Here is a 12,719-nt window from a genome sequence, read left to right as displayed (position 1 = left end):
TTAGGCGGCTTTTTGTTCTTCTTCGGGTGGGGCTGTCAGGGCCCACTGGTCGGCGACGTCTCGGGCTTCCTGGCGGTCTTCGTCGGTGAGGGCGCCGCCGCGCTGGACGGGGCGGAAGTCGGCGGTGCCGCGGCTGAGGTCGTGGCCGAGGGTGGTCGCCTCGATCTCGGCGGAGAAGCGCCATTGGCCGTCGCGTTCGTACTGGCGGACGCGGAGGCGGCCGGTGACGAGGACCGGGTGGCCGCGTTGGAACTCGGACGCGTTGACGTTGTCGGCGAGGCCGCGCCAGCAGTTGACGGTCAGGAACATCGTGTCGCCGTCCTGCCATTGGGCGGTCTGGCGGTCGTAGCGGCGGGGCGTGCAGCCGACCCGTAGGGACAGGAACGGGGTGCCGTTGGCCGTGACGCTGTAGTACGGCTCGGCGGCGATCCAGCCGGTGACGGTGACGTGCGCTTCGTTCATGACTCCTCCGTCGTTTGTGCTTATGCGTTCAACGGTGGCGGAGCTCCGAGCTGGGCGTACTGCTTTCCTGAACCTGTGGATAACTCGCCCCGCCGAGTCGGCTTACAGGCCGGCGCCGCCTGTCGCGTCGATGACTCGGCCGGTCACCCAGCGCGCGTCGTCGGAGGCGAGGAAGGCCACGATGTCGGCCACGTCTTCCGGTTGCCCGACGCGGCCGAGGGCGGCCAGGGATGCCGCGTGCGCCTCGGCCTGCGGGTTGCCGCGGAGCCAGGACGCGTTGACGTCGGTGTCGACGATTCCGGGGGCCACCGAGTTGGCCGTGATGTTCCGAGGGCCCAGTTCCTTGGCGAGGTTGAGGGTGAAGGTGTCCAGCGCGCCCTTGGTGGCGCCGTAGGCGATGATCTCCGGCATGGCCAGGCGGGCCGCGCCGCTGGAGATGTTGATGATGCGCCCTCCGTCACGCAGGCGCGGCAGCCCCTGTTGCACGATGAAGAACGGCGCGCGCACGTTGACGGCGAAGACCTCGTCGAACTCCTGCTCGGTCAGGGAGGTCAGTGCCGCGCTGCGTCCTATGCCGGCGTTGTTGACGATGATGTCGAGTTTGCCGTCGGGCACGTGGTCCTTGCCCGCGGCGTCGAAGGCGGCCCACAGGCGCGCGGCGTCGCCGTGCCGTCCCAGTTCCGCGTGCACCGCGAAGGCGAGGCCTCCGTTCTTGCGGATGCGCTCGACCACCTCGCTTGCCGCCGTCTCGTCGCGGGCGTAGGCGACGGCGACGGTGGCGCCGTCACGGGCGAGCCGTTCCGCGATGGCCCGGCCGATGCCTCGGCTGCCTCCGGTGACCAGCGCGATCTTTCCCTTGAGTGCTCGGCTTGCCATGGCCTTCCCTTCTTTTTGAACGATCACTCAAAAATACGGTAGCACAGATTTTTGAGTGGTCGCTCTAGAATCGAGGGCATGAGTGGATCAGGAGCGAGGCGAGGGCGGCCGCCGGCGTTCGATCGGACGACGGCCCTGACGGCCGCCACCCGGCTGTTCTGGGAGCACGGCTACGAGGCCACCTCGATCGGTGAGCTGACCCAGGCCATGGGCATCCGGCCCGGCAGCCTGTACGCGGCGTTCGGGGACAAGAGGTCCCTGTTCAAAGAGGTCGTCCAGGCTTACGGACGCTCTCCTGCCGGCGCGTTCATCGGTACCGCCCTGGAGGAGGAGCCGACGGCTCGCGGCGCGTTCCGGCGCATCCTTCGCGAGGCGGCCGCCGTCTACCCGGACCCCTCGCACCCGGCCGGCTGCCTGACCATCAGCGCCGCCACCAATGTCACCGTCCAGGACGCCGATGTCGCGGCGTTCCTTCGCGACCTGCGGAACGCGAACCTGGCCGCCTTCCAGGCACGTCTGGGGACCGCGCAGCGGCAGGGCGAGCTCTCCGCCGACGCCGACCCTCGCGCCCTGGCCTCGTACTTCGCCGCGGTCATCCAGGGCATGTCGCAGCGCGCCCGCGACGGCGCCACGGCCGCGGAGCTCACCGGAACGGCGGAACTGGCACTGGCCGCCTGGCCTCAGGCGCAGGACTGATCGTCCGGCAGGACGACTGGAGTACCAGAGCGTGTCTCACGTAGCGAGCTGTAGGGCAGTCGACTTGAGACGCGCCCTAGCGGCCCAGGGCCAAGGCCACGTCTTCGCGGAAGCGGGCGTAGAGGGCCAGTTCCGCGACGATCGGCTCGATCACCTTCTGGTCGGCGACGCGCTCGATGCCCTCGCGCATGTGGTGCTCCATCTTGTCGCCGTGCTTGGCGGACGAGAGCGCCACGAGGTTGCGGCAGGCGGACGCGGTGAGCCAGCCCATGCCGAGGGTGCACACGGCGAGGACCGCGACGTACGGGATGAGGCCCGCCTCGCCGATGAGGCCGCCGGGGTCGTCGCCGCCGGCGTCGAAGACGCCGTAGGCGACCAGGAGGCCGATCCAGACGACGCTGAGGACGGCGACGAGGACGAGGAAGTACTGCCAGGTCTTGACCAGCCACCACCAGCGCGGCACCTGGTTGAAGCTGGGCAGGGCCTCCTTGAGGGACTGGCCGAGGGCCTCGGGGATCTCGGTGGCGTGGGAGCGGGCGGCGGCGCGGACGGAGCGGGCCCAGGGGGCGGGGAGTTCGGCGGTCACGCCCTCGGTGACGTTGTGGAGGGCGTTGTCGACGTCGCCCTGCTGGGCGCCGATCGGGCCGGTGAAGGCGTTGCGGAGCTCCTCGCGCAGTTCGGTGAGCCGCATCCGGCGGAGGGGGTCGGAGCGCAGGCGGGCGATGATCGCGGCGATGGGCCAGCCGACGAAGTCGGCGGCGCGCAGCTCGTAGGCGCTCTCCATGGCCTCGGCGACGGCGGGCGCGCCCGCGGCGTCGGTGAGGGCCTGGACGAGTTCGAGGCGCCGGTCGTCCTCGACGGCGGTGGGCGGGTCGGCGTCGAGGACCTGCTCCGCGAAGCGCTCGGCGACGCGGTCGACGTCGGCGCTGAGGCGCTCGCTCCGGGCGTGGCGGGCGGCGACGGTGTCGACGAGGATCTCGCGGAACCCGTGGACGCCGTCCTCGCTGACCGCGGAGGTCGTGACGATGCGCGGCCGGTCGAGGCCCTCGGCCTCCAGGAGGCGGCGCAGGTCGGCGACGCAGTCGCCGATCTCGTCGGGGCCGAGCCGGTCCACCTGGTTGAGGACGATCAGCGTGACCCCGGCGTACCGGGCGAACGGGACGATGTAGTTGCGGTGCAGGGCCGCGTCCGCGTACTTCTGCGGGTCGACGACCCAGACGAGGAGGTCGGCGATGGTGACGAACCGGTCGACCTCGGCGCGGTGCATCGCCTGGACGGAGTCGTGGTCGGGCAGGTCGAGCAGGACGAGGCCCTGGAGCGAGCTGTCGGCACGCTCCAGGTCGAGGGCGCTGGCGCGGGCGTAGCGGTGCCGCTTGTCGACGTCGAGCCAGTCGAGGAGCGGTCCGGCGCCGTCCAGGCCCCAGACGCAGGCGTGCGCCTTGGACGTCATCGGGCGGCGGACGCCGGTCGGCGACAGGTCGAGGCCGCAGATGGCGTTGAACAGGGACGACTTGCCGCTGCCGGTGCCGCCGGCGAGGGTGACGACGGTGTGCTCGCCGGACAGCCGGAGGCGCTGCCCGGCGCGGTCGAGCAGTGCGGCGGCGTCGTCGAGGAGGGCGCGGTCGAGCCGTCCGGTGCCGGCCTGGACGAGCCGGTCGAGGCCGTTGAGGCGGTCGGTGAGCCCGGGGGCCGCGGGGGGCGGGGCGGGCGCGGCGGGCCCGGGGGCCCCGAGGACGGGGACGCCGCCGGAGCCCGTGGGCGCGGGGATGGCCGAGGTGGTCATCGGGCAACCTCGAGGTTGTAGGTGGCCTGGTAGAGCTGTACGGGGACGGTCTCGTCGGGGATGCCGGCGCCGTCGAGCGCCTGGCCGAACCGGATGGCCTCCTCGTCGAACAGCATGCCGATGCGGCTGCGCAGGTCGGCGCGGGCCTTGGCGCCCATGCCGCGCAGCGACTCGGCGCCGAACAGGGCCTTCAGCAGCCGCTGCGGGACGGCGCTGGTGCCGCCCTCGACGGCGACGTCGGACGTCCCGTAGCCGAGCAGGCCGATCATCAGGACGAGCGAGACGGCCTCGGTGTCGAAGGACACGAGCTTGGCGACCGAGCGCTTGGTGACGCCCTCGGTGCGGATGAGCTCCTGCACGTGGTCCTGCCAGGAGCTGACGGCGCGGGTGACGCGGCGGGACAGCTCCGGGGAGACGCCGCTGACCGCGCCCGCCGGGCCGGCCATGATCTGGCCGCCGGCGGGGTGCTCGCGCCAGCGGGCGAGGACCTGCTCGGCGCCGTGCTCGGCGGACGCCATGATCAGCGATTCGAGGCCGCTGCGCAGCGCGGCCTTGAGCGCGCGGACCCGGGCGGGGCTGCGGTGCCGCCGGTTCGCGGCGCGGCCGCGGCGGGACCGCGCGACGTGCAGCGAGCGCAGCAGGTCGCCGGTGCCGGCGAAGTCCTGCCAGCGGGCGAGGACCTCGCCGCGCAGCAGGGACCCGTTGCGGGTGGCCTCGTCGAGCTCGGCGAGGACGGTGGCGTAGGCGGCCTCGACCTGCTGTGCCAGCTCGGCGCGCTGCTCGACCTGCGCCTCCACGTGCTTGGCGATCTCGGGGACGCGGGTGCGGAAGCTGTCCAGGACGGCGGCGAGGGTGTCGCTGACGACGACTTCGCGGTCGCCGGTGTCCTCGGCGACGCCGACGAGCCAGGCGCGGATGTCCTCGATGGCCTCCTCGGGGAGGCGGCTCTCCTCGATCCGCGTCTCGGGGACGGTGAAGCGCCGCGCGTCGCCGACCTCGTGCTCGTCCAGCATCTCGCCGAAGTGCTCGACGACCTCGGACCCGGCGCCCTGCGGGACGCGGGAGAGCACGACGCCGATGGTGGCGCCGTTCTCCTTGGCGCGCTGGAGCATCTGCCACACCTGGGCGTCGGCGTACCGGGCGGCGGTGGTGACGCACAGCCACAGGTCGGCGGCCGCCATGAGCTTGGTGGCGAACTCGTAGTGGTCCTCGAAGACGGAGTCGAAGTCGGGGCTGTCGAGCAGCGCGAGGCCGGGCGGGAGGGCGTCGCTGGTGATGATGACCAGCTGGTCGCCGGCGATGGCGTCCGGCGCGGGCCCGCGGACGCGGCCCATCCCGGGCAGCATCGGCCCTTCGAGGAACCACTCGGCGTGGTCGGGGTGGCAGACCAGGATCGGGCTGCTCGTGGTGGGGCGGAGCACGCCGGTGGCGCTGACGCGGGCGCCGACGAGCGTGTTGACCAGGGTGGACTTGCCCGCGCCGGTGGATCCGCCGAGGACCACCAGCAGGGGCGTGCCCGCCGCCTGGACGCGCGGGAGCACGTAGTCCTCAAGCTGGTTGCGCAGCTCGTCGCGGGCCTCGCGGGCCTCCTCGACACCGGGCACGTCCAGGACGAAGTCGAACGAGCCGAGCTGCTCGCGCAGGGCGGTGAGCGCCTGGACGAGCTCGGCCTGCCGCACCGTCGCGCCGCCCTGCCGGGACGTCTCGGACGTGCGGCCGGGCCGGACGCCCCGTGCGGACGCCCCCCTCACCGGGGTGCTCTTGACGGGCACGGCCTGCGCCGACACGTCCTTGGACGCGTCCTTCGCGGGCGCGTCCTTTGCCGGCGCGTCCTTCGCAGGCGCGTCCTTTGCGGGCGTGGCAGTGCCGGGTTTCTCGGCCGCGTCTTCCGTCGCGTCCGTGGCCGGTGCGTCCTTCGGCGCCGGGTCGTCGGGCCGCGCCGGGTCCTTGGCTTGCGCGTGCTCGGCCGCCGGAACCTTCGCCTCCGCGTCCTTGACCGCCGAGGTCTTCGCCTGAGCGGCGGCCTCCTTGGCGGAGGTGCTCTCGGCTGAGCCGCCGGTCGCCGAGTCGGACTTCGCGGGGTCGCTCTTAGCGGTTCCGGACCTTCTCGCGCGGCTCCGCCTGGATCCGCCCCTGGCCGACCGGCCCCTCGCGGGCGCGCTCTCGGCGGGCTCGTCCTTGGCGGGGTCGTCCTTCCCGGGCTTCTCGGACGTCTCGGACCTCGCCTCGCTTCCGGGCTCCGCGCCGCCTCCGGCCGCCGTGTCCTGGGCGGGCGCGGCGGGCGCGGCGGGCCCGTCGGTTCCGCGGCCCGGGCCGGTGCCGGCCTCCTCGTCGTGAACCGCGCTCTGCTCTGCCGGGGGTGTCACGGATCCCGTCCCATGTCGGCTCGAATCATGTCGATCTCTCGTGCCACGTTGACCACGTCGCCCACGACCACGATCGCCGGGGGCCGGACTCCGGCGGCGGCCATCGCGTCGGCCACCGTCCCCAGCGTCGCCGTGAGCGCCCGCTGACCGGGCAGGGTACCGTCCTGGATCACCGCTACGGGCGTGTCAGACGACCGACCATAGCGCATGAGCGCCGCCGCGATCAGGGCCATCCGCTCCACCGCCATGAGCAGGACGAGCGTGCCGTTGGCGCGGCCCAGCGCCTCCCAGTCGACGGTGGATTCGGGGTGGTCCGGGGCCACGTGGGCGGACACCACGTGGAACTCCTGCGCGACGCCGCGGTGGGTCACCGGGATGCCCGCGGCGGACGGCACGGCGACCGCGCTGGTGATGCCGGGGACGACCGTGACGGGGATGCCGTGGCGGGCGCAGTGCAGCGCCTCCTCGCCGCCCCGCCCGAACACGAACGGGTCGCCGCCCTTTAGCCGGACGACGAACTTGCCCTGCCGCGCGTGCTCGACGAGATAGTCGTTGATGCGGTCCTGGGTGACCGTCCGCCCGTAGGGGATCTTGGCGGCGTCGATGACCTCGACGTCGGCCGCCAGCTCGTCCAGGAGCTGGGCGGGCGCGAGCCGGTCGGTGACCACGACGTCGGCCATGGCGAGGAGCTGGCGGCCGCGGACGGTGATCAGCCCGGCGTCGCCGGGGCCGCCGCCGACGAGGGCGACGCCGGCGGGCTTCTGCCGGGAGTGCCGGGACTCCAGCGTCGCGTCGCGCAGCCCGTCCACGACGGCGTCGCGGATGCCCGCGGCGCGCCGGGGGTCGCCGCCGGTGAGCACGCCGACGGTGGTCTCGCCGGCCTGGCCGCTCGCGGGCGTCCAGGCCGGGGAGGACTCGGCGTCGTCGGCGCGGACGGACCAGATGCGCGCGGCCTCCGCCTCGGCGACCACGTCCCCGTTGACCTTGGCGTCGTCGGTGACGGCCTGGACGAGCCAGGCGCCCGCGCAGTCGCCGCGCCGGTAGGGCCGCCGGTGCCAGACGAGCCGCCCGGCGTCGGCGAGCCCCTCCAGCGAGGCGGTGACCTCGGGTGAGACGAGGACCACGTCGGCGCCCGCGGCGAGCAGGGCGGGCACGCGGCGCTGGGCGACCCGGCCCCCGCCGACGACGAGGACGCGTCGCCCGCCGAGTCGCAGGCCTAGCAGGTACGGGGGCACGGAGTGAATCTCTCGATCTGGTGTTCGGGGTAGCTCGCGGACGCCGGTGACGGACACGTGTGTTTGTGGAACAAAGGTACTCGGCTTGGCGAGCTCATGGAGAGGCCCTCCGCCCAGTCGATAGCCGAGCGTGACTCATTCCGTGATCATGTCGTTACGGTGCCCGGCCTCCTTGCCGCTGACCCCGGCGGAGTCGAAGGTCGCGACCTCGTGCAGGACCCGGACCGCGCCCTGGACCAGCGGCAACGCCAGGAGCGCGCCCGTCCCCTCGCCGAGCCGGAGCTCCAGGTCCACGAGCGGGCGCAGCCCGAGGCGGCCGAGCGCGGCCGCGTGCCCGGGCTCGGCGGAGCGGTGCCCGGCGACGCAGGCGCCGAGGGCCCGCGGGCACAGCGCCGCGGCCGCGAGCGCGGCGGATCCGGCGATCACGCCGTCCAGGACGACGGGGACGCGCAGCGCCGCCGCGCCGAGGACGAACCCGGCGATCGCGGCGTGCTCCAGCCCCCCGACGGCCGCGAGCACCTCCAGCGGATCACGTCCACCGGCGGCGCCCTCCGCGGAGCCCGCAGATGCGCCGCCCGGCTCCGTGGCGCCCGACCCCGCAGCGCCCGGCTCCGTGGCGCCCGACCCCGCGGCGCCCGGCTCGCTGGCGGGGGTTGCGGTCGCGGCCGCGTCCGGGGCGGTGCCGAGGAGGCCGTGCCGGTCGAGGGCCGTGCGGACGACCTCGACCTTGCGGGCGTGGGTGGCGTCGTCGATGCCGGTGCCCCGGCCGGTGACGCGCTCGGGCGGCAGGCCGGTGAAGGCGGCGATCAGCGCGGCGGACGCGGTGGTGTTGGCGATGCCCATGTCCCCGGTGATCAGGCAGCGCGCCCCGGCCGAGACGAGGTCGCGGGCCACCTCGATGCCGGCTTCGACGGCGCGCCGGGCCTCGTCCGGCGTCATGGCGGGGGCGGTGGTCATGTCCGCGGTGCCGCGGGCGATCTTGCGGGGCAGCAGCCCGGGGGCGGGGGGCAGGTCGGCGGCGACGCCGACGTCGACGACGGTGACCTCGGCCCCGACCTGGGCGGCGAACGCGTTGACGACGGCGCCGCCCGCGAGGAAGTTGGCCACCATCTGCGCGGTCACCTCCTGCGGCCAGGGGGTGACGCCCTGGGCGTGGACGCCGTGGTCCGCGGCGAACACGGCGACGGCGGCGGGGGCGGGCAGCGGCGGCGGGCACTGCCCGGCGAGCCCGGCGAGCCGGACCGACACCTCCTCCAGGACGCCGAGGGAGCCGGGGGGCTTGGTGAGGCGGGACTGGTGGTCGCGGGCGTCGCGCATGGCGGCCTCGTCCGGGGGCGCGATCTCGGCGACGGTCTGCTCGATCAGGTTCACGGTGTCCTTTCCGGGCGGGGCGCACCGCCCGTGCTCCTCGTCGTGCGCCGCCCGCGCGCGGGGGGCCGCGGGCCGTCAGATGCCCAGCTCACCGAGCACCTCCAGGAGAGCGTCGTTGGACGCGCGGTCGCGGACGGCGATCCGCAGCCAGTCCGTGCCGAGGCCGGGGAAGGTGTCCCCGCGGCGGACGGCGTAGCCGCGCTGGCGCAGCAGCGCCCGGATGCCGAGCGCGTCCGGGACGCGCAGGCAGAGGAACGAAGCGCGCGCCTCCGGGACGACGTAGAGCCCGCGGTTGGCGAGCTCGGCGGCGAGCCGGTCGCGTTCGGCGGCGAGCTCCACCGCCCACGCCTCCGCCTCGGCGACGGCCTCCGGCTCGCAGCACGCCTCGATCGCGACGAGGGCGGGGGTGGACACGGCCCAGAGCGGCTGGGCTTCGGCGAGCCGCGCGACCAGGCGGGGGTCGGCGAGCAGGTAGCCGGCGCGGAGCCCGGCGAGCCCCCAGGTCTTGGTGAGGCTGCGGATCACGGCGATCCCGGCGGGGAGCCGGGTGGCGAGCGTCTCCGGCTCGCCTGGGACGCAGTCCATGAACGCCTCGTCCACCACGACGGTCCGGCCGGGCCGCGCGAGGGCGGCGACCGCGTCCGCCGGGTGCAGGACGGACGTGGGGTTCGTCGGGTTGCCGATCACGACGAGATCGGCGTCCGCGGGGACGGCGGCGGTGTCGAGCGTGAAGTCCTTGCCGAGGACGACCCGCTCCACCGCGTGCCCGGCCGCCCTGAGCGCGGCCTCCGGCTCGGTGAACTGCGGGTGCACGACGACCGCCCGGCGCGGCTCCAGGACCCGCGCGAGCAGCACGAACGCCTCGGCGGCGCCAGCGGTCAGCAGCACCTCCCCGGGCGCCCTGCCGTGGCGGCGCGCGACGGCGCGGCGGGCCGGGCGCGGGTCCGGGTAGGCGGCGAGGCCGCCGAGGGACGCGCGCAGCCGCTCGGCCAGCCAGGCGGGCGGCGTCCCCGCGCGGACGTTGACGGCGAAGTCGGCGAGCCCGTCGCCGACCTCGCTGTCGCCGTGGTGCCGCAGGTCGACGTCGCCGGTCTCGGGGACCGCCACCGCCGCCAGGGCCGCGGCGATCGCCGCGCGCTGTCCGGCCCCGCTCACGCCCGTCCCCCTCGGTCGTCGTTCGCCGGGTCGAAGTACAGCAGCGCGTTGACCGCCGCCGCGGCGACCGCGGAACCGCCCTTCTCCGAGACGTTGCTGAGCTGCGGCAGCCCGCTGGCGCGCAGCGCCTCCTTGGCCTCGGACGCGCCGACGAACCCGACCGGCATGCCGATCACCAGCGCCGGCTGGACCCCGCGGGTGATGATCTCGGAGATCGCCTCCGGCGCGGACCCGACGACCCAGACCGCGCCGGGCCCCACCTCCGAGTAGGACAGCCGGACGGCGGCGGCGGAGCGGGTGATGCCCGCGGCCCGCGCCATCCGCGCCGCCGCGGGGTCGTCCGCGTGGCAGAGCGGCTCGCGGGCGGTGATCCCGGCGGCGACCATGCGCTCGTCGGTGACGATCGGGGCGCCCGACCGGAGCGCGGACCAGCCCTGCCGGAGGTGCTCCTCGCGCGTCACGATGTCCACCGCGTACTCCAGGTCGGCGGTGGCGTGGATCACGCGCTCGGCGACGGCCCGCCACAGCGGCGGCATCGGCGACAGGTCGACCCGGGACCGCAGGATCTCGTACGAGCGGAGCTCGATCGGGTGGGGCTGTCGGACGGTCACTGCGCCTCCTGGCTGATCACGGCGATCCTCGCTGTCGCCGGGGATCCGTACGGGCGTTCCCGGGTCGCCCGGGTCGGGCACAAGGGTGTCACGGACCGCTCCGGACGACGATCCGGGCGACCGCGGCCGTCGCCCGCCCCGACCGCCGCTTCCCCACCACCAACCGCACGACCGGCCGAGCGCCGGGCGCCGTGTCCGGTCGAGCGGCGGATCGTGCGCCCGGCTGCGCGCTGGTTCGTGCGTCCGGCTGCGCGTCCAGCGGTGTGTCCGGCCGAGCGTCGGGCTGCGCGTCCGGTGGTGGTGTGTCCGGCCGAGCGCCTGACCGCGTGCCCGGTTGGGCGTTGGGTTGCGTGTTCGAGGCTGGGCCGTTGTTGGAGAGGGCGTCGTCCAGCAGCGTGGTCGCCGCGTGGAGGGCGGCGGCTTCGGCGACGCTCGCGGTGCCCGTCCGGGCTCGTGCGATCTCGGACGGGTGCGGCACGTCCACCTGCGCCAACACGTCCACAGGGTAGGCGACGAAGGGAAATCCGAGGTATCCGGCGGCCGCGCGGACGGCGGCCGTGCCGGCCCGTCCGGTCGCGGTGGCCACGCAGCGGACGTCCTCCGGCGCGGCGCCCGCCTCGGCCAGCACGGTTCCGATCAGTTCGGCGATCTCGGCCGCGCTCGCGCCGCCGGACGCCCCGGCGCCGATCACCATCCCGGTCACGCCTCGGGCCCGCCGGGCGGGCCGGGGATGGTCTCGATGGGACGGGACGCCGGGGACGGCCGCCGCTCGGGCGCCCGGGCGCCGCGTCCGCCCCAGACGATGGTCACGGACGCGGGAGGTTCCGGTGGCGCTCCGGCCGTGCCGCGGGTGATCGCGACGGTCTGGAGGCGGACGGCCTCGGCGGTGAATCCGGCCTCGGCCAGGACGTCCAGCATGGGTTCGGCCTCGCCCTCTCCGGCGATCGCGACGAGCCGTCCGGCGGCGAGCCCGGCGCAGGTCCGGACGGTCTCCGGGCCGCCGCGTCCGATGAACACGGCGTCGGGTTCGGGGACGTGGCCGAGCATGGCGCGGACGTCGCCGCGGGCCATCGCGACCTTCACGCGGTGCAGCCGGACGTTCTCGCGGATCCGCTCGCAGGCGGCGTGGTCGCGTTCGATGGCGACCACGGCGGCGCCGAAGCGGGCGCATTCGATGGCGATCGACCCGTCGCCCGAGCCGACGTCCCAGATCATGTCGCCGACCCTGGGGCCGAGCCTGGCGAGGGCGACGGCCCGCGTCTCCGGGCCGGGGCCGTGTCCGTCGCCGAAGGCGTCCGCGGGCAGGGCCCATCCGGCGGGAGTGAGCGTGGCGCCGGAGATCCAGCCCCGTTCGCCCAGGGCTCGGCGGTTGTCCAGGACGAGGACCACCTCGGGTTCGTTCCACGGACGCGTCGTCGCCTCCGCCGGGCGTACGTGGACGACGCGCTCGCTCGGCCCGTCCAGGTCCTCGCAGACGACGAAGGAGCGCGGCGTCACCGGGAACAGGGCGCGGGCCAGTTCCGCCGGTCCCGCGCCGGGGCCGGTCAGCACGGCCACTTTCGGGTGGGCGCGGCAGGCGTTCGCCGCGCGGTCGAGGTTCCCGTCCCGGGCGGACACGACGAGCGCGTCCTCCCAGGGCAGGCCAGCGTGCGCGAAGGCACGTGCGACCAGCGGTGTCCCGGGCAGGACGTCGGGCGCGTGCCCTTGGTCGAGGAGTTCCCGGACGATCCCGAAGTGCCCCGGATCGCCGTCCACGACGATCACGACGTCCTGTTTCCTGACATCCACGCCTCGGAGGGCGTCCACGACGTCGTCCGCGGGGATCAGGCGCGTGCCGGGCGCCACCGGCAGGCCCTCCAGCCGCCGCGGCGGGCCGATGACGAGCGCGGCCTCCGCCAGCGCCGTCGCGGCGGCCTCCGGGAGCGGCGTCCCGGCGCGGCCGACGACCGTCAGCACGCCGGGCGCCGTTCCGCGGACGGGCCGGGGCCGTTCACCGCGCCATCCGCCCGTACATGCCGACCATGCGCTCGCCCGCCGCGTCGACCAGCACCACCTGGGCGGCGACCGGGCGGAACGCGTTCGCGCACGAGTCCGGCATCCACGCGGACGGTGCGCTGAAGGACCACGGCAACTACGAGCTGTACGACGAGGAGACGCTCGGCCC

The 12,719-nt window shown here is 74.8% G+C and carries 12 protein-coding genes; 2 read left to right on the top strand and 10 right to left on the bottom strand.

Going from position 1 to position 12,719, the window contains the following annotated elements; genetic code table 11:
* Positions 1-462, bottom strand: a complete 462-nt coding sequence (locus tag E1300_RS12490; protein WP_131757141.1) for a single-stranded DNA-binding protein — start codon at positions 460-462, stop codon at positions 1-3.
* A gap of 102 nt (positions 463-564) precedes the next feature.
* A complete protein-coding gene (locus E1300_RS12485; protein ID WP_278045355.1) occupies positions 565-1,365 on the bottom strand; it encodes a glucose 1-dehydrogenase in 801 nt (266 codons plus the stop codon).
* Between the two features lie 51 nt (positions 1,366-1,416).
* Between E1300_RS12485 and E1300_RS12480 the strand changes: the two genes are divergently transcribed.
* A complete protein-coding gene (locus E1300_RS12480) occupies positions 1,417-2,034 on the top strand; it encodes a TetR/AcrR family transcriptional regulator (protein WP_131757140.1) in 618 nt (205 codons plus the stop codon).
* A gap of 76 nt (positions 2,035-2,110) precedes the next feature.
* On the opposite strand, the gene E1300_RS12475 is transcribed toward E1300_RS12480, so the two are convergent.
* From E1300_RS12475 to E1300_RS12440, 8 genes are all read right to left on the bottom strand, one after another.
* Complete coding sequence (locus E1300_RS12475) at positions 2,111-3,817, bottom strand: P-loop NTPase family protein (RefSeq protein ID WP_131757139.1); 1,707 nt, start codon at positions 3,815-3,817, stop codon at positions 2,111-2,113.
* Complete coding sequence (locus E1300_RS12470) at positions 3,814-6,183, bottom strand: AAA family ATPase (protein WP_242619110.1); 2,370 nt, start codon at positions 6,181-6,183, stop codon at positions 3,814-3,816. Before E1300_RS12470 ends, E1300_RS12475 begins: the two co-directional genes overlap by 4 nt.
* Positions 6,180-7,418 (bottom strand): uroporphyrinogen-III C-methyltransferase, encoded by a 1,239-nt coding sequence (cobA, locus tag E1300_RS12465; RefSeq protein ID WP_131757138.1) that lies wholly within the window; start codon positions 7,416-7,418, stop codon positions 6,180-6,182. The genes E1300_RS12470 and cobA overlap by 4 nt, the downstream gene beginning before the upstream one ends.
* A gap of 135 nt (positions 7,419-7,553) precedes the next feature.
* Positions 7,554-8,789, bottom strand: coding sequence for a nicotinate-nucleotide--dimethylbenzimidazole phosphoribosyltransferase (locus E1300_RS12460; protein ID WP_131757137.1), 1,236 nt, complete (start codon positions 8,787-8,789; stop codon positions 7,554-7,556).
* Positions 8,790-8,864: 75 nt separating this feature from the next.
* Positions 8,865-9,905: an Rv2231c family histidinol phosphate aminotransferase CobC gene (gene cobC / locus E1300_RS12455; protein ID WP_370784774.1), complete on the bottom strand. Its 1,041-nt coding sequence runs from the start codon at positions 9,903-9,905 to the stop codon at positions 8,865-8,867.
* Between the two features lie 35 nt (positions 9,906-9,940).
* Entirely contained in the window at positions 9,941-10,555 is a 615-nt protein-coding gene (locus E1300_RS12450) for a precorrin-8X methylmutase (protein WP_131757136.1), read from the bottom strand.
* An 88-nt stretch (positions 10,556-10,643) separates the two neighbouring features.
* On the bottom strand, positions 10,644-11,249 hold the full coding sequence (locus tag E1300_RS12445) for a cobalamin biosynthesis protein (protein WP_242619117.1): 606 nt from the start codon (positions 11,247-11,249) through the stop codon (positions 10,644-10,646).
* Positions 11,250-11,254: 5 nt separating this feature from the next.
* Positions 11,255-12,511, bottom strand: a complete 1,257-nt coding sequence (locus E1300_RS12440) for a bifunctional cobalt-precorrin-7 (C(5))-methyltransferase/cobalt-precorrin-6B (C(15))-methyltransferase (protein ID WP_131757134.1) — start codon at positions 12,509-12,511, stop codon at positions 11,255-11,257.
* Between the two features lie 56 nt (positions 12,512-12,567).
* Here E1300_RS12440 and E1300_RS53925 point away from each other — a divergent pair.
* On the top strand, positions 12,568-12,719 hold a 152-nt coding region (locus E1300_RS53925), incomplete at its 3' end, for a homocitrate synthase/isopropylmalate synthase family protein (RefSeq protein ID WP_165502805.1).

The sequence above is a fragment of the Actinomadura fibrosa genome, from assembly GCF_900659615.1.
Lineage (GTDB): Bacteria > Actinomycetota > Actinomycetes > Streptosporangiales > Streptosporangiaceae > Spirillospora > Spirillospora fibrosa.
The sequence above is the reverse complement of the archived record's forward strand: the minus strand, read 5'-3'. Positions and strand labels throughout refer to the sequence as shown.

What these genes read in the sequence shown, in the direction of transcription:
- E1300_RS12490 (WP_131757141.1), bottom strand. Translation starts at nt 462, where the DNA reads ATGAACGAAGCGCACGTCACCGTCACCGGCTGGATCGCCGCCGAGCCG.
- E1300_RS12480 (WP_131757140.1), top strand. Translation starts at nt 1,417, where the DNA reads ATGAGTGGATCAGGAGCGAGGCGAGGGCGGCCGCCGGCGTTCGATCGG.
- E1300_RS12475 (WP_131757139.1), bottom strand. Translation starts at nt 3,817, where the DNA reads ATGACCACCTCGGCCATCCCCGCGCCCACGGGCTCCGGCGGCGTCCCC.
- E1300_RS12445 (WP_242619117.1), bottom strand. Translation starts at nt 11,249, where the DNA reads ATGGTGATCGGCGCCGGGGCGTCCGGCGGCGCGAGCGCGGCCGAGATC.